The sequence below is a fragment of the Dellaglioa sp. CoH-55-MRSF-6 genome, from assembly GCF_056782215.1.
Window position 1 is genome coordinate 326,730 of the sequence record NZ_JBXAYJ010000002.1, and the last position, 17,420, is coordinate 344,149.

Sequence of the window (17,420 nt, forward strand, 5' to 3'; positions counted from 1 at the left end):
TGTCTTATGCTTCTGTCTCAATCATAGCATCTTTTGGAATACCAAAAAAGAATGTTAAAATAAATCCGCCCGCATATGCCGCAAGCAATCCAAGAATATACCCAATCCAGTGTCCATTACTTATTAAAGGTATCAATGCTACCCCAGAAGGTCCTATTGCAATAGATCCAATATGACCAATCCCACCAATCACCGCTCCACCGATTCCGCCACCAAGACAAGCAGTAATCATTGGTCGTCCTAAAGGTAGTATAACCCCATAAATTAATGGTTCCCCAATTCCTAGAAATCCGACTGGTAGAGCGCCTTTAATTAAATTTGTTAATTTTTTATTTTTACGACAACGAACCCATAATGCAATTGCTGCCCCTACTTGTCCAGCTCCTGCCATTGCTAAAATTGGCAATAATAATGTTGATCCAGACTTAGCAATCATTTCAAGATGAATAGGTGTTAAAATTTGATGTAATCCTAACATTACCATTGGTAAGAAAAAAGTCCCTAAAACAAAACCAGAAAATGCACCACCAACTTCTAAGACCCAGTTAATTGATGTAACTAAAGAATTCGAAACAACCCCAGCAACTGGCATTACTAAGAAAATTGTCATCATTCCAATAACAAATAATGATATTGTCGGTGTTATAATAATATCTAAAGAATCCGGAATCCATTTATGCAATCTTTTTTCTAAAATAGCTAATACCCACACTGCAAAAATAACACCAATAATTCCACCCTGTCCAGCACTTAGTGCCTGACCGTTAAAGATATTATGGAGAGGTGCTTCAGGGGTTACCCCACTCAGCAAAGTGACAGCGCCGATAACACCACCAAGTCCTGGAGTGGCACCAAATTCACTGGCACTATTTATCCCTACATAGATAACTAAATAACTGAAAACACCATTTTTAATAACATTTAAAACTGCAATAAAATCTGTCCAGCTCGAACTTAAATCCCCTGCAACCATCATATTTCCAAGGACAGCAGCCAATCCACCAATCAATCCTGCTCCAACAAATACAGGAATTAGTGGAACAAAGATATTTGAAATTGCTTTAAGCACCTTTTTTATTGGCGTTTGCTTTTGTTTAGCTTTATGTTCTGCTTTTACTTTAGCAGCTTTGCTCTCAACCAATTCTTTATCAGTCATTTGAGTTGATTGTACTACGTTCTTCAAAGGGAAAGGTTCGCCTAATTTAACCCCTACTTGTCTTACCATTTCATCTGCAACTTTGTTGACTGTACCAGGTCCAACTACCACTTGCAAAGTATCATCTTCAACAACACCCATGACACCATCGATATTTTTCAATTTTTCAATATCTACTTTATCTTCATCCCTAATTGTCATCCTAACTCGAGTCATACAATGAATTAATTTTTCAACATTGTCTGGCCCCCCTACATTATCATAAATTTCATTTGCAATTTTTTCGATTTTTTTGTCTGCCATAATTTAACCCCTCCAAATATTTTATTTGATTGCTTCCCTAACAAAACCATGAGCCTTCTTTAATTTTTCTTTAGCTTGATTCAAATCGTTATCCGTTAGAATCATAACTATTGCAAGTTTGACATCATGTTCAGCTAATTCAAATGTTAATTTTGCTTGTTCATAACTTACTCCAGTTGCATCCATAATAATATGCTTTGATCTTTCAACTAATTTTTCATTCGTTGGTCTAACATCGACCATTAAATTTTTATATATTTTTCCAATTCCAATCATCGAAATTGTCGACAACATATTTAATACTAATTTTTGTGCCGTTCCTGATTTTAAACGAGTAGACCCAGTCAATATCTCTGGTCCCACTTCAATCTCAATAGCCGTATCAGCATGCCGTCCAATAATTGATTCCTTATTGCAAGCCAGACTTATTGTGTTCGCACCAAGATGTTTAGCGTAGTCAAGACCCCCAATAACATATGGTGTTCTACCACTTGCTGCAATTCCAACTACTGTATCTAATTTTGTTAAACAAATATTTTCCAAATCCAACTTACCCAATTCGTTTGAATCTTCGGCACCTTCAACTGCCACAGTCATTGCTTTCATACCACCAGCAATCAATCCTTGCACCATGCTAGGATTTGTTCCAAATGTTGGTACACATTCAGCAGCATCTAAGACACCTAATCTACCACTAGTTCCTGCACCCATATAAATTAAACGGCCTCCACTATTAAATGATTCAATAATTTTACTAACTGCTTCATTAATTTGCGATAACTCTTTTTCTACGCTTTTAGGAACTGTCATATCGGCTTCATTCATTATTCTTGCAACTTCAGAACATTTTAACTCATCTAAATTCATAGTTTGTTCATTTCTAGTTTCCGTTACTAATTTTGTAATATCCATATTTTATCCCTCTTTTATAATTGTATTATTAAATATTATTTTTTGTTTTGCTCCTATATAGTCAATTAAATCCAAGTCTGTCCTTTTAACTGTACCAATTTGGTTTACTTTTTTATCAATTGGTAAATTATTTTTCACTATCTGTATTTCTCCAGTATATCTCCCATATAACATATTATCTTGCGTTATAGTACCTCTCGTTCGAGCATCTTCATTATTTATTGGTTCAATAGTGAATTGATTTCTTATCCGACTTTCTTCTAACCTTACAACATCCCTAGCCACGTCAGCACGATTATGCCATGCTATATTATCAAGTTCATGCGAACTACTTTCAATATCTATTTCTATACTTTGATTAGTAAAATAGTTAACTATCTTACTAATTGTTCTTTGTGAAACTCGCGGATCACCGATATAAACGTCATCAGTATAATTATTCTCAATTAAATCTATCATTGCAGCCAATACATTGTAATTTCGATGTTTTTCTAATGTTGGTAATCCCTTTCCAATTGGCCCTCTAAATATTTTATCTCCTGCCACAAACGCCATCGTAGTAAATCCTGATTTTTTTAACCAATGATTCTTATTTTTTAACCATTCGTCATCTAATCCCGTATCTGGTCGAGGATAATAATTATGCCATGCTTCAATATTCTTAAAATTTGCATGATTATCAACTAGTTGCTTAATATCCAGCTCTGAAATCGTACTAGCATTTAATCCAATATCTATATTATTTGATAATTCAGCTATTTTTTCCATACTAATCCCATAATCAATTCTTAAACCAGTAATTCCAGCAGTTTTCAAATCAAATTCCAATAATTTTAAACTTTTTTCTGAAATATCAACCATTAATTTCAAGTTATTTTCAAGACATAAATTCCCCAAAGTTTTTAATTCATCAATAGTTTTTTTTCTATCTTCTTCAGGAATATGTAATGAAGTAAAAATACCCTTAAATCCTGATTTACGCATTACTTCAATATATTTTTTTGTATCATCGTCAATCTTATCACCTAAATAAATTGAAAAACCCAACATAATATCTCCTCCATTCATAAAAGAAAGCGTTATCATTAACTGGTTACATCATACCTTGAATGATATAAAATTACAATTAAATATATTTATTTTTTGTTTTTTTTGTTACTTTATATCTTAATTTAAAATAAAAAATCTTTCAAGAATACTTTATATAAAGTATTCTTGAAAGATTTTTTCACTGTTTTATTCAAATACAAATTGATTATTATAAAGTTCAGAATAGAATCCTTTTTGATCCAATAATTCTTGATGGTTACCTTGTTCAATAACCTTACCGTCCTTCAGAACAACAATTTTATCAGCATCTAATATTGTTTTCAAGCGATGTGCGATTACAAAACTAGTACGCCCTTGAATAACTGTATCCATTGCTTTTTGAATTTTAGCTTCTGTCACTGTATCAACATTAGAAGTCGCTTCATCCAAAATTAATAACGTAGGATTAGTTAAAATTGTTCTTGCGATACTAATTAATTGTTTTTGGCCAGTTGAAAACACAGAGTTTTCATCCGATACTGTCGTGTCATAGCCATTTTCTTGACTCATAATAAAATCATGAATATTAGCTTGCTTAGCGGCAGAAATCATATCTTCATCTGATGCTTCAGGTTTACCAAAGACAATATTATCACGAATTGTTCCTGAGAATAATACACTTTCTTGAAGAACTATCCCAACATGATCACGAAGACTTTGAAGTTCAAGATCCTTAACATTTACGCCATCAAATTCAACTGAACCACCTGTAACATCATAGAATCGATTCAATAAATTCATAATTGTTGTTTTACCTGAACCAGTTGGTCCGACTAAAGCTACCATTTCACCTTTATCAACATTAATTGATACATCATGTAAAATTTCTTTATTAGCATTATAACCAAAATTAACATTTCTTAACTTAACACCATTTGTTAGACCCGTTAATTTTTGCTTATCAGTTGAGTTGACCTCATCTGGTTCATCAAACATTTCATTCAGTCGACTAGCACCTGTAATAGCAAGTTGGAACATACTATACAATGAAGAAATTTGTGATATTGGTTGGTAAAATTGTTGTGAGTATTGAACAAACACGACAACTAGTCCTAAAGCCGTTGTACGGCCCATATCACCGTTCAGTGCTAACCAGCTACCAAAGAAGATAACAATGGCTGTATTAACCAACGAGAGGCCATTCATAACTGGGAAAAGCATCCCTGAATAGACTTGTCCTTTAAACGTTGCTTTACGAACATTTTCGTTATATGGCAAGAAACCATCAATAGCTTCTTTTTGAAGCCCGTTAGTAATTACAATTTTTTGACCACTAATTTTTTCATTAATATAGCCATTTAATTTTCCAACTTCTTTTTGTTGTATATCAACATACTTACGTGTTTTAGAAATTAAAATGACCGCAAGAAGTAACGCGATAGGCGTTGAAGCAATCGTAACCCAGGCAAGCTGAACATTCTGTTGAAACATCATAATGATAATCCCAATCATTAGAGCAATATTACTCATAATTTGTCCTAAGGCTTGATTCATTGCGTTCGAAATATTATCCAAATCACTTGTAAAACGACTTAAAATATCCCCATCTTTATGTGAATCAAAGAATCGAATTGTCATTTTTTGTAATTTTCCAAATAGCCCTTTTCGCATTCTATTTGTCGAGTTTCCTGTAATGAACGTGACAATAATATTTGAGAAAAACATTGCTACAATTGAAAAAATATAAAATAAGAATAACATCCACAATGAGCTAACAAAATTTCCTTTATCACTCACTCCTTTTGTTAAACCAATTACGTAGTCTGCCAATGCCGTAATTGCTTTTCCCATATACACAGGTGCTTTTACCTGGAAGTATGTCGATGCAATAATTGCAACAGTCATAACTGTAAAACCTAATTTATAGCTTTTCAAGTAGTGGAAGAAGAATGCCATCGATCTATTCATATCTTTCATTAGACAGTCTCCTTTCCTTTTTGAGTGTTATAAATTTCTTGATAAATTTGACTATTTTCAACGAGATCTTTATGTGTCCCCTCGCCAACTAATTTACCGTCATCCATAACAAAAATACGATCCGCATTAATCACAGATGAGATTTTTTCGGCAATAACAAATGTTGTTGTCTCTTTCAATTCATTATTTAATGCTTTTTGGACTAATTTTTCTGATTGAGCATCAAGTGCTGATGTTGAATCATCTAAAATTAAGATTTTAGGTTTACCAATAACACCACGCGTAATTGATAAACGTTGTTTTTGACCACCTGAGAAGTTAGCTGAACGTTCTTCAACCTCTGCATCATAACGTTCTGGTAATCGATTAATAAATTCTGATGCCTGAGCGATTTGACTGGCCATATCCATATCTTTCTCGTTGGCATCTTCTTTACCTTGACGTAAGTTGTCTGCGATTGTGCCAGAAAATAGGATAGCCTTTTGTAAAACAAATGCTACTGTTTTACGAAGCGATTTTTCATTAACATCCTTTAAATTCTCACCACCAACTTTGATCATTCCTTCTTGGGGATCAAATAATCGTGGAATCATTTGGGCTAAAGTTGATTTACCTGAACCAGTTGCACCAACAATTCCTATCATTTCTCCAGGTTTAACATCAAAACTAACATGTTTAAGTGTTGGTTTATCATCGCCTTCATATGAGAATGAGACATCTTCAAAACTAACAGATCCCGATAAATCTTCCTCTGGAACATCTTGGTAATAAATATCTGGTTCTTCATCTAAAATTTCGCGTAGTCGTTTAATTGAAACCATTGCACGAGCACTAAACGTCATCATCATTCCACCAATAATAATGGCAAACATGATTTGCATTAAATAATTAACAAACGAAGTAATAGCTGTAACTGTACTTGGATCTGCTTTAGCTAAATCACCTACAAAATAAATTGCGGCAACGACAGCCATATTTCCAATTAATGTAAATGCTGGAATTAAAACAGCAAATAGAGTTCCAACATAGATATTTTGTGCATTTAAATCATCTGAAACCTTATCGAAACGTTTTTCTTCATTTTTTTCTTGATTAAATGACTTAACAACACGCACACCCATCAAGTTTTCTTTGGCTAACTCATTTACTCGATCAATTAAGCCTTGCATTAACCCAAAATGGCGTCCCATGCGACCGAAAGTTAACATTGAAATACCTAACACGCAGACAATTAAAATAACAATAATCCACCATAAATCCGCAATTGTATTCATAGCTAAAATGAATGCACCGATAAATAAAATGGGCACTCGAATTAATGTCTGTAAAATTGTCATAATTAACGTTTGAATTTGGGTAATATCATTGGTTAAACGAACCACAATATTCCCTGCTTGGAATCGTTCAATATTACTGAAAGAAAATGTTTGAATCTTTCTAAAAGCAGTTTCACGAATATCTGCACTCATTGATTGTGCTACTTTTGCTGATAGAATTGTATTCACAACACCTGCCAACAATCCAATAACAGCAACTCCAATCAAGTACAAACCAAGTGTCGTGATTTTATCACCCTGGTCCTTTAAAATAGCATCAATTACTTTTTGTAACAATTTAGGTTGCCACAATGTTGAAATTGCCATGATAACCACCATGACGACTGCCCAAAAAATATCTACCCGATACTTTTTAGCATGTTTTAATAAAATATCCACTTTTTTCCCCCTCAATTCTGTCCAGTTCCATGTTTTTTTATACAAAAAAACTAATATCAGTTACTAAACTTAGCAAAAATAACGCTTAATTGCAATCATTTTGACTAATTATATTCTATTTAGTCAGTTAAAATTTACAAAAAAAAACCAAGATTAAATATCTTGGTTTCAATATAATTATCTTATTCATTTTTAAGCGGGCGACGAGAATCGAACTCGCGACATCAGCTTGGGAAGCTGGAATTTTACCACTAAACTACGCCCGCAGAACGTTGATTAGTATAGCATATTTCCGTACTTTTGTCATAACTAATTAAGCATGTTTATTTTCAGCCTTTTGTTCAAAATCTAAACGTCTCAAATTTTGTACAGCCTTCATATATGAATAAATCAGTACAATACATGACCCACCCCAGGCTAATGGATTTGCAAAACAAGCTCCTGCATACCCAAAAGCACCAGCTAAAAAGATAGCTGCAAATGATCTCATCAGTAATTCTACAACTCCAGCAACTGTTGGTACGATGCTTTGTCCCAGTCCCTGTAACGTGTATCTAATGACAAACAGTACTGACAAAAGTAAGTAAAATGACCCATTAATATTAAAATAAACCTGCGATAATGCAACAACTTTTGGTGCATTATTTCCAACAAACAGTGTAACTAATTGTTGTCCAAATAAAATAACTAAAAGACTTGCAACGATACTGAATGTTCCAGACATTAATAGACACTTTTTTACACCATCTAAAACACGACCATATTTTTTTGCGCCATAATTTTGGGCAGTAAAAGTTGCCATCCCAATTCCAAATGACATCATTGGTTGTGTTGATAATTGATCAATCTTAGACGCTGCCGTGGTACTGGCAACTGCTGTCGTTCCTAAACCGTTTAAAGCTGACTGTAGCATAATTGCACCAATCGCAATTATTGAAGCTTGAAAGGCCATTGGTAGAGCCACATAAAGGTGTTGGTTAACATCTTTCATCGTGATTTCTCTAAAATGGTGTCGACCAATATGTAAGACGGGAATTTTTCGATAAATGTAAATTAAACAGAATACAACGGAACATGATTGCGCAATAATAGTTGCAATACCAGCGCCAGCAACTCCCCAATGAAATACCAAAATAAATAATAATTCTAAACCAACATTAATAATGCTGGCAAAAATTAAAAAGTATAATGGCGTGCGACTATCCCCTAGCGCCCTAATAATATTAGATAAAATATTAAATGCCATTGAAGCAAATATTCCACCAAAAATGATACTAATAAAAGTTTGTGCATCATCAAATATTTCTGGTGGTGTCTTCATAAGTGTTAAAATATCTTTTACAAAAAACAAACTAACCGCTGTTAAAATTACCGTTGCAATTAGACTAATCAAAAGTCCCACTGCAAAGCTTTTTCTAACACCACGATAATCTTTTGCCCCAAATCGTTGTGCCGTAATAATAGATAAACCTGCAGTTAACCCTTGTGCAAATCCAATAATCAAAAATTGAATACTCCCGGTCGAACCAACTGCAGCTAGTGCATCCACGCCTAAAGTTTGTCCAACAATCAACGTATCAGAAATACTATATAATTGTTGAAATAAATTACCAACCAATAATGGTATAGTAAACATAAAAATTAATTTTGCTGGATTACCCGATGTTAACGATCGCAAATAAGACCCTTCTTTTCTTTATATTTATTTAATTCCTTTTTCATTCAATAATAAAATAAATGCTTTTTTAAAGTTAGCCCTATCCTGGTTTGAAAAGGCGCTTGGACCCTTCGTACGTTGACCTGATTTCCTTGCCATTGCACTTAAATATCTTGAATCCAACATACTATCGATATTGGTATCTGTATATTCAAATCCTTTATGATGCATCACAATCACACCTTTTGGTAATAAAAGAGAAGCTAGTCCGTAATCTTGTGTAATCACAACATCTGATTTTTCAGCTAACTTTACAATTCTATAATCTGCCGCATCTGGACCTTGATCAACATAGCTAACCGAAACATTTTCAGGATACTTTTTAGTTGAGAAATGTGGCGTACTTGTAATTAGCAACACACTGATATTCCGTAGTTCGGCTTCAGCTATAACTTCATTTTTCACAGGAGACGCATCCCCATCAATAATAATTTTCAAATTAACCACTCTCATTCCTAGTAAAAAAACTTCCAAGGAATAACCTCTTGAAAGTTTTATTTAGCTTCTGGTTTTAATAATGCATTAATTGCTGGAATTTGACCTAAGCTATCTATCGCATTACTTGGCATAACAACTGTATTTGCGTCACTCTTGGCCAATTCTTTAAAAGCCTCAATATTTTGGCTAACAAAATAACCATTACCAACTTTATTTAATGATAAATTAACTGCATCTATTCGGTATGCTTCAGCATCGGCCGTCTTTTTAACTGCTTCAGCCTTTGCTTGGGCTGAATTAACCCATGCATCATTATCAGCTTTATTTTTTAGTGCAACTGATTTACTGTAACCTTCTGCTTCAGCAACAGTAGCATCACGATTTCTAGCGGCTTTCAATAACTTATTCATTGAATCTTGAATTTCAACTGAAGGTTTTACTGTATCAATATTAATTCGATCAACATTTAATCCATAACCAGCTGTCACATTAGAAATTTCGCCAAACAAACCGCGATTAATTTCTTGCGTTCCATTCAAAACTTCATCTAACATTTTATTACCAATGATGCCACGCAAAGAGGCACGTGTATCTTGAATCATACTACGAACAGAGTCTTCATTTTTAAACACAAAATCTTGGATGTCAGTAACGTGATACTTCAATGAAATTTTAACTTCAATTTCAGCATTATCTTTTGTAATCACAACTTGTTTATCAAGATCTAAAGGTTGTTGTGCCGTACTAACACGAATTACTGAAGAAATAAATGGTTTAATAAAATGTAAGCCTGGAGCTAATGTTGTTTCATATTTTCCTAAAGTTATAACAACACCTTGATGCGGTTGTCTAATAATTCGGATAGTTGCTGGTAAAATCATGACCAATAATATAACAATAATAATAACGACTAAAAGTCCCAACATAATAATTTAACCACCTTTATATTTTTTTAACGTCTAACCCTTCAACATGTGTTTTAATGATTCGAACAACATCTCCACTTACTAATGTTTCATCACTAAAATAATGATAGTAGATACCAAAAAACTCGACCGTGCCATGAATATTTTTACTGTCAATTGTAAATTCCCGGTTAAGCAACCGCTCGTCAATAATTGATTTTCTATCCATATGAAAGCACCTCCATTTGTCATCTTTAAACGTATCTCATTTACGTCATAAAATCAATCAATTTCATTATCAAAAGTAAAATCATTTCGATCTAAAATAGTCACTTTTTCAATATGCTTTTCAATCTGTTTACTTTCAGGCGGTAATTGTAAATAATCACCATATAAACGGCTTAAAATTGCATCATATGCCCTTAAAATAGTTACCGTAAGGTTCTCAAAAGGAACTTGAATCACGGCTGCTAATTCCTTTTCTGATAGTAATTCTTTTTCATATGAGTATTGTGAAGCTAAATTTTTATATTCTGAAATGGTGTCATCTTGATTATAGGTTCTTACTAGTTCGTCTCTTTTTTCTTTATACTCTTTGGTTTTACGACTTTGATCAGGTTGTAATTTTCTAATCTTTGCGTTAATTTCAGTATCCATTAAACGATAATTGCTCAATAAAAGAATTTTCGCGTTAAGATATCGATATTTTGATTGTTGAATAGATCGTTCGACATCACCTGTTGGGACTTTATCAAAAGGAAAAATATCTACAAAAACACCTTTTCTAGCGTCATTAATATTTCTTTTCTCTTCAACATGAATAGATTCATCAAGTAGTTTTGCATATCCAAATGCATAGTTTGGATCACTTTGATCAGTTTGTAGAAAATAATAAGGCTGGCTAATCTCTTGGGGAGCGATTTGTAAGAATCGATCGTAGTCATCCCTTACCATTCCAATATCGACATCATCATCCCATGGAATAAACCCTTGATGTCTGACCGCACCTAATAAACTGCCACCAATCATAAAATACTTTATATTATTTTTTTGACAAATTTCAACGACTTCCCGGATTAAATCTAATTCTACCTTGTGTAATTCTTCAATTTTCATTTTTACCACCTTAAATCGTCTTATTCTTTCTTCAATTGTACCAAATTTAACTCTGAATACGAAAATTATTTAATTTTTATTAAGCTAATCCTTTTTCATTACTTTATTTCTTTGGCTCATGATATGCTTTAATTATTAAATAAAAGGGGTGCCTAAATGCAAGAAACCATAATTGACTTAATCGGCCAACATGGCTATCTAGGTGTTGCGTTACTGATCACCATTGAAAACATTTTCCCACCAATTCCTTCTGAAATCATTTTAACATTTGCAGGTTTTATGACGCTCTCAAGTTCTCTTACACCAATTGGTTTAATTATTTCTGCCACTATTGGGGCGACTATCGGGGCTTTAATCTTATATTCGATCGGTCGCTTTTTAAGTACAGAACGTTTAAATCAATTTTTCGCCAGTAAGTATGGTTCTTGGCTTGGTCTAAAACCTATCCATATTGAAAAAGCGACTGAATTTTTTGTAAAATATGAAAATCGTGCTATTTTCATAGGCCGTTTTGTTCCCATTGTTCGAAGTTTAATTTCTATTCCCGCTGGAATTACGAAATGTAAATTACGTTTTTTTATTCCATTAACCTTTTTTGGAACATTAATTTGGAATACTGTCCTCATTTATCTTGGGGCATTTGCTGGGAATGCTTGGGCGGAAGTTGCAGCAACAGTTGATATTTTTGCTACAGTAGTTGGTATCATCTTATTAATCGTTTCGTTCTTCGGAATCTACAAACTAATTAATTTAAATAGGAACAAAAAAAACGATTAAATTCAATTATGAATTTAATCGTTTTTTACTACTTTTATTTCTCAAAAAGTAGGATTAATCTTCCGCAACATCGATAGCTTCTAATAGAATATTCAGTTCAGAACATTCTCTTTCAAGCGATTTTTCCTCTTGGAAAAAGCTATCTCGAATTGATGATTGTTGTCTGTTTCCAATGTTACTTCTAAGATCAGCAAGTTTTTGCATCGCTGCTTGATACTCACTCATAATATCAAGTTTACACCTACTCATTAAGTTACGCCTCCGAATGATGACAACAACTTGTTGTCAGTAATAATAATTTATAATGTCTAATTTAACACTTTTTTAATAACTTGTTAACCCTTTAAATATTACCGTTATGTTACAAAATAAAAAAGACATCACAATGTGATATCCCTCTTATTTTAAGCTACTATTTTAAATGGTTATTTTTACATTAATGATTGAACATCGCGTGCAATAACTAATTCTTCATCAGTAGGTATCGCAAAAATCTTAACGGCAGACTCTGGCGTGCTAAGCATAACCTGTTCACCCATTTTTTCGTTATTTTCAGCATCAAAGCCAACACCTAAATATGCTAAATGTTCAATAACGCGACGACGTACAATCCGATCATTCTCACCAAGACCAGCAGTGAAAATAATACCATCAACCCCTTGCATTTCTGCAATGTATTGACCAATATATTTAATAATATTTTGAACATAGATTTTAACAGCTAAATCAGCACGAGGATTTTTTCCTAATTGAGCTTTAACATCACGCATATCAGGAGAAATCCCTGAAATACCAACTAGCCCAGATTCACGATTCAAAATATTAATCATTTCATCTATATCAGTAATTTTTAATTGTCTCATCATGTAAGCAACTAACGATACATCTACATCACCTGAACGTGTTGCCATGGTAATTCCAGCAAGTGGTGTAAAGCCCATTGATGTATCAATTGATTTACCACCAACTGTAGCTGTAATTGATGCTCCTGCACCTAAATGTAATGTAATTAATTTTAACTCTTTAGGGTCTTTATCAATTAGTTTTTCGGCTTCTGAGACGACATAACGAACGCTTGTCCCATGAGCACCATAACGTCTTGCGGCATATTTTTCATACCATTCATAAGGTACACTGTACATGTAACTTTCTTCTGGCATCGTCTGATGGAAGGCTGTATCAAATACAGCGACACTTACTGCATCTGGTAAGATTTCTTCAAATGCCTGGATACCTAAAAGATTAGCTGGATTATGTAATGGTGCTAATTCAGATAATTCATTAATTTTTGCAATTGTATCGGCATTTACTAATGTTGATTTTTTGAAATATTCACCACCAGCAACAACGCGATGTCCAACACCGGAAATTTCATTAAAATCAGCAATAATATCCAATTGAAGCAATAATTTAAGTAATAACTGTACACCTACTGAATGATTGTCGATATCTAATACATCTTCATATTTTTTTCCGTTACCATATTTAATCGTTAAAATTGAGTCTTTAAGTCCAATTCTTTCAATCAATCCTTTAGCAATAACAGTTTCCTCTGGCATGCTAAATAATTGGAATTTTAAACTTGAACTACCTGCGTTAATTGCAATAATTTTTGTCATATTCTTCCTCCAATAATGATTTCATTTGGTATTAATTTAATCCTTAAAAAACAATTATTTTTTTAAGTAGTATATTAAACTAATATACTACTTATAGAAAACGCATACAACACTTTCAAGCAAAAAATGGTACACAGAATTTTATTTTCTGTCTACCATTATTTTTTGCCCGAATTCTTTCATTAAACTAAGCAGTAGAACTGCCTTATCTTCACCTAAAACATTTACCCAAGTATCAAACCGTTTCTTAATTGACTCAGTCACAACTCGTTCTACTTTTGCACCCTGATCAGACAAGCGTAGGTTTATTCTTCTTCTATCAACTGTGTCTTGTTCTTGATAGATGTATCTTAATTGTTTTAGTACGTTTAATTGGCGTGCAATTGCACTCCTTGAAACATTTCTTTTTTTAGCGATATCAACCATGCTTATATCTTCAGTGCTATGGATATCTTTTAAAATCAAGAATTGTTCAAAAGATAAATTAAACTCACTAGTAGGTTGTGAAATGAATCCTTCCACATTCTTAAAAGTTCCTAAATACATACTAATATAGTCATCCATTAACTTAGTTGTTGTCATTGCTAATTCTCCTCTGCATGTTCTACCTACAGTTAAATTTAGCATAAAACGCGGTTAATTACTATATCTAATCAACTGTATCTCTATTTTTCTTTTTCAGTTGATACCGTTAATTGTTTACGATTTACAAACGTCCAAACCACACCCAGTACTACGGCTGTAACAAGTAATGCAAGCACTGAACCAATCATACCAGAACCTTGGCTATTAATTGCATATGTGAAGCCATTTAATACATGTGTAACAGGTAAGAACTCTGCAAATACTTGATAAGCATTTGATAACATCGTATTTGGAATAACTTGTCCTGTAATCACTAATTGTACGAGTAGTAATGCTAAAGATAAGAGAATACCCATTGTTCCAAGGAGTTCGTCAATTACCACACATAAAAGAGTAAAGATTATTCCCGATAAGAACGTAAAGATTACGAAACTAATTGGATGTTCAATTGTTACACTAAAGAATAATGTTAATAAGAGAACTCCTGCTGTTTGAATAACAGAAATAAATAACATTAGGAAAAGGTTCTGTAACCAGTTTTGTGATAATTCATTCTTCTTACGGTATCTGAATAAAATTAATTGAGTTACAATTGCACCGACAAATAATGATAAAACAATCACTAATGGGGCAAATGTATTTTTCAAAGTTTTAGCGAGATTGTCACTTTCAGTTTCTGTTTTAACAGGTTCAACGAATTGAGCCACATTTTTTGGAGATGAATTGATATTACCAACCTGTGATGCTCCTGCTGCTAATTTAGTATTTAATAATGTTACACCATCATTAGCTGTATCCAATCCTGATGTTACTTGTTTAGACCCATCAGCTAATTTTTGTGAGCCATCAACTAATTGAGGACTAGCAGCTGCCAATTGTGTATCACCATCTGTTAATTGTGTACTTGCCGCTTTTAATTTCGAACTTCCATCTGTCAATTGTGTACTAGCAGTTGTCAATTGTGTACCACCACTAACAAGCTTATCAGATCCTGCTTTCAATTGTGTACCACCTGAAACTAACGTTTGTGTTCCTGCCTCAAGTTGTCCACCTGCTGTAACAAGTTTTTGCGATCCTGCTCTTAAAGCAGTAACACCTGTTATTAAAGTTGGTACATTACTATTTAATTGATTAATACCATCAGTTACTTGTCCTGTTCCTGCTGTATATCCTAAGATACCAGCTGACAATTTGTTAATACTACCTGTCATGATTGAATTCTTAATTGTTGCATTAATTGTTTTTTCACTTGTAACATCAACACCAGCACCATTAACACTAGCATTTAATTTACCAGCAACTTGTGCATTAGCATTTGATGCTATCACTAATGAATCAATTTGATCACTCAAGTCTTTTGTATCACCTAAAAGACCAATCATTGAATCGCTCGTCAAGGTATCAGTATTACTCAATAATGCAGTTGCTTGTGTCGAAATTTTAGCAAATTTTTCCAACATGGCTTTAAGATCTACATCACCCATTGTTGATTTAAATTCAGCCATTAAGCCACCTACATCACTCATCACTGCCTCTAACATCGCTTTTGTATCTGTTAAATTTTTACTTACCCCAGTTATATTTGTACCAACAGTTGTTATTGCTGTATCTGTTTTTGTGATTTGTTGTAAAACAGTGTCTTTTTCTTTTTGGCTCATTGTTGTTGAGTCATTAATCATCGTACGAACCTTCTTGTTAGAAGTCGATGCCTGACCTTTAGCTAATGTCAAACTAAACATCTTTTGTGTTGTATCTGAATTAATTGCATTCATTTGAGTTTGAACAGTTGTTAATTTATCCCCTGCCGCCATCAATTTTGTTACTAATCCAGGTAATGCTTGTAATGTTTCAATTGATCCTGAAATTTCTTCAAGTTCAGCTTTTAATTCTTTTGATCCTTGCTTTGTATCTTTAATTTGTTGAATTATTTCAGGAATATGATTAATAATTTCGCTACGAGATTTTAATCTTGTTTGAATTTGAGTTACACCAGTTTTAATACCAGTTGAATATGCTGTTAAACCTGCTACCGCCATCGGTAACGATTGGCTACCTGACATACTTGCAGCTAATGTTTTCGCACCATTATTTAAATCATTCGAGTTCGAATTTAATGTAGTTGCACCAGTTGCTAACGTGCCTACACCAGCTGCTAATGTAGATCCGCCAGTTTGCAACGTAGAAAGTCCCGCATCTAATGTTTTATTCCCATCAACATATTGAGTCACACCATTTGATAAGGTTGGTGCACTAGCAACAAGTGTATTAATTCCTGAGGCTAATTGATTATTACCATTCACCAGTGTACCTACACCAGTTGTATAGGTATTTACACCATCAGCTAAAGTATCAACCCCAGTTGTATAAGTATTTAATCCTGTTTTTAATGTCTGATTACCTTTATCAAAGGTCACCATACTTGTTGCCAATGTATTTAAATTTCTAGTAACTTCTTTACTACCATTTTTTAATTTAACGGTTCCTTTATTTAACGTTTTTACACCAGTTGAGGCTTCTTTAACACCTGAACCTAATTGTTTAACGGAACCAAGTAATGCAGAATCATACGCTTTTTGGATATTAGTTAAAACTTGTGATTTCAATTGTTCTGCAACCTGTTTTGTAATCAATTGCGAAACATAGTTATTTGTATCTGATTGTTTTGTTTTTAACAAACTCACTTTTGGCGTTTCATCAAGTGCAGTTGTTGCGTTTTTTGAAAAATTACTTGGCAATGTAACTGACATTGTATAATCGCCTGAATCTAAATGTTTTTTCGCAGTTTCTGCGCTAACAAACTCCCATTTGGCTTGTTTATTGGTTTTAAGAATTTTAGTAACTTCCTTACCAACGTCAATTGATTTTCCATTAAATGATGCTTCTTCATCGTTATTTATAATAGCTACTTTTAAATTTCCTGTGTCCATTTGTTGCTTACTTGAAACTAACTTATAGGTTCCATATGCAATTAAACTTGGAATTAAACATGCAATTGCGATATACGCAACTGACCTCTTATTCTTTGACATAAATTCTTTGAACAAAATTATCCACCCTCTCTTTTTAGTTAATGGCATTAACGATTATTCGTTCCGTTAACCTCATTAACGATATTATGACTATATGTGTTTTTGATTCTTTTGTCAAATAATTTTCTAAAAAAATATCCCC

General features: G+C 33.3%; 15 protein-coding genes and 1 tRNA gene. 1 reads left to right on the forward strand and 15 read right to left on the reverse strand.

The features are described from left to right. Positions 1-4: 4 nt before the first annotated feature. The 11 genes from AC1RPK_RS03440 to AC1RPK_RS03490 form a co-directional block, all read right to left on the reverse strand. On the reverse strand, positions 5-1,459 hold the full coding sequence (locus AC1RPK_RS03440) for a PTS transporter subunit EIIC (protein ID WP_481761178.1): 1,455 nt from the start codon (positions 1,457-1,459) through the stop codon (positions 5-7). Positions 1,460-1,480: 21 nt separating this feature from the next. Next, entirely contained in the window at positions 1,481-2,371 is an 891-nt protein-coding gene (gene murQ / locus AC1RPK_RS03445; RefSeq protein ID WP_481761177.1) for an N-acetylmuramic acid 6-phosphate etherase, read from the reverse strand. A 3-nt stretch (positions 2,372-2,374) separates the two neighbouring features. Then, positions 2,375-3,421, reverse strand: coding sequence for a MupG family TIM beta-alpha barrel fold protein (locus AC1RPK_RS03450; RefSeq protein ID WP_481761176.1), 1,047 nt, complete (start codon positions 3,419-3,421; stop codon positions 2,375-2,377). Between the two features lie 186 nt (positions 3,422-3,607). Continuing rightward, entirely contained in the window at positions 3,608-5,377 is a 1,770-nt protein-coding gene (locus AC1RPK_RS03455; protein WP_481761175.1) for an ABC transporter ATP-binding protein, read from the reverse strand. Further along, complete coding sequence (locus AC1RPK_RS03460; RefSeq protein ID WP_481761400.1) at positions 5,377-7,032, reverse strand: ABC transporter ATP-binding protein; 1,656 nt, start codon at positions 7,030-7,032, stop codon at positions 5,377-5,379. The genes AC1RPK_RS03455 and AC1RPK_RS03460 overlap by 1 nt, the downstream gene beginning before the upstream one ends. Before the next feature lie 255 nt (positions 7,033-7,287). Further along, a tRNA-Gly gene (locus AC1RPK_RS03465) sits at positions 7,288-7,358 on the reverse strand. Between the two features lie 47 nt (positions 7,359-7,405). Further along, positions 7,406-8,770, reverse strand: coding sequence for an MATE family efflux transporter (locus tag AC1RPK_RS03470; protein ID WP_481761174.1), 1,365 nt, complete (start codon positions 8,768-8,770; stop codon positions 7,406-7,408). Positions 8,771-8,794: 24 nt separating this feature from the next. Beyond that, entirely contained in the window at positions 8,795-9,247 is a 453-nt protein-coding gene (locus tag AC1RPK_RS03475) for a YaiI/YqxD family protein (RefSeq protein WP_409022804.1), read from the reverse strand. Between the two features lie 56 nt (positions 9,248-9,303). Continuing rightward, positions 9,304-10,173, reverse strand: a complete 870-nt coding sequence (locus tag AC1RPK_RS03480) for an SPFH domain-containing protein (protein WP_481761173.1) — start codon at positions 10,171-10,173, stop codon at positions 9,304-9,306. 16 nt (positions 10,174-10,189) lie between these two features. Then, entirely contained in the window at positions 10,190-10,381 is a 192-nt protein-coding gene (locus tag AC1RPK_RS03485; RefSeq protein ID WP_481761172.1) for a hypothetical protein, read from the reverse strand. A gap of 53 nt (positions 10,382-10,434) precedes the next feature. Beyond that, positions 10,435-11,268: a LicD family protein gene (locus tag AC1RPK_RS03490; protein ID WP_481761171.1), complete on the reverse strand. Its 834-nt coding sequence runs from the start codon at positions 11,266-11,268 to the stop codon at positions 10,435-10,437. A 156-nt stretch (positions 11,269-11,424) separates the two neighbouring features. On the opposite strand from AC1RPK_RS03490, the gene AC1RPK_RS03495 reads away from it, so the two are divergent. Beyond that, on the forward strand, positions 11,425-12,045 hold the full coding sequence (locus tag AC1RPK_RS03495) for a DedA family protein (RefSeq protein ID WP_481761170.1): 621 nt from the start codon (positions 11,425-11,427) through the stop codon (positions 12,043-12,045). Positions 12,046-12,099: 54 nt separating this feature from the next. On the opposite strand, the gene AC1RPK_RS03500 is transcribed toward AC1RPK_RS03495, so the two are convergent. The 4 genes from AC1RPK_RS03500 to AC1RPK_RS03515 all read right to left on the reverse strand — a co-directional run bounded on the left by AC1RPK_RS03500 (position 12,100) and on the right by AC1RPK_RS03515 (position 17,293). Then, on the reverse strand, positions 12,100-12,294 hold the full coding sequence (locus AC1RPK_RS03500) for a hypothetical protein (RefSeq protein ID WP_057973343.1): 195 nt from the start codon (positions 12,292-12,294) through the stop codon (positions 12,100-12,102). Between the two features lie 182 nt (positions 12,295-12,476). Further along, positions 12,477-13,664: an acetate/propionate family kinase gene (locus tag AC1RPK_RS03505; RefSeq protein WP_481761169.1), complete on the reverse strand. Its 1,188-nt coding sequence runs from the start codon at positions 13,662-13,664 to the stop codon at positions 12,477-12,479. A 141-nt stretch (positions 13,665-13,805) separates the two neighbouring features. After that, a complete protein-coding gene (locus AC1RPK_RS03510; RefSeq protein ID WP_409022730.1) occupies positions 13,806-14,246 on the reverse strand; it encodes a MarR family transcriptional regulator in 441 nt (146 codons plus the stop codon). A gap of 83 nt (positions 14,247-14,329) precedes the next feature. Next, positions 14,330-17,293 carry a YhgE/Pip family protein gene (locus AC1RPK_RS03515; protein ID WP_481761168.1) on the reverse strand — a complete coding sequence of 988 codons (2,964 nt, stop codon included), beginning with the start codon at positions 17,291-17,293 and terminating at the stop codon, positions 14,330-14,332. Between the last annotated feature and the right edge of the window lie 127 nt (positions 17,294-17,420).

Coding starts and splice junctions, on each gene's coding strand:
- AC1RPK_RS03440 (WP_481761178.1), bottom strand. CDS start 1,459: ATGGCAGACAAAAAAATCGAAAAAATTGCAAATGAAATTTATGATAAT.
- murQ (WP_481761177.1), bottom strand. CDS start 2,371: ATGGATATTACAAAATTAGTAACGGAAACTAGAAATGAACAAACTATG.
- AC1RPK_RS03450 (WP_481761176.1), bottom strand. CDS start 3,421: ATGTTGGGTTTTTCAATTTATTTAGGTGATAAGATTGACGATGATACA.
- AC1RPK_RS03455 (WP_481761175.1), bottom strand. CDS start 5,377: ATGAAAGATATGAATAGATCGATGGCATTCTTCTTCCACTACTTGAAA.
- AC1RPK_RS03460 (WP_481761400.1), bottom strand. CDS start 7,032: ATGGTGGTTATCATGGCAATTTCAACATTGTGGCAACCTAAATTGTTA.
- AC1RPK_RS03480 (WP_481761173.1), bottom strand. CDS start 10,173: ATGTTGGGACTTTTAGTCGTTATTATTATTGTTATATTATTGGTCATG.
- AC1RPK_RS03485 (WP_481761172.1), bottom strand. CDS start 10,381: ATGGATAGAAAATCAATTATTGACGAGCGGTTGCTTAACCGGGAATTT.
- AC1RPK_RS03490 (WP_481761171.1), bottom strand. CDS start 11,268: ATGAAAATTGAAGAATTACACAAGGTAGAATTAGATTTAATCCGGGAA.
- AC1RPK_RS03495 (WP_481761170.1), top strand. CDS start 11,425: ATGCAAGAAACCATAATTGACTTAATCGGCCAACATGGCTATCTAGGT.
- AC1RPK_RS03500 (WP_057973343.1), bottom strand. CDS start 12,294: ATGAGTAGGTGTAAACTTGATATTATGAGTGAGTATCAAGCAGCGATG.
- AC1RPK_RS03505 (WP_481761169.1), bottom strand. CDS start 13,664: ATGACAAAAATTATTGCAATTAACGCAGGTAGTTCAAGTTTAAAATTC.
- AC1RPK_RS03510 (WP_409022730.1), bottom strand. CDS start 14,246: ATGACAACAACTAAGTTAATGGATGACTATATTAGTATGTATTTAGGA.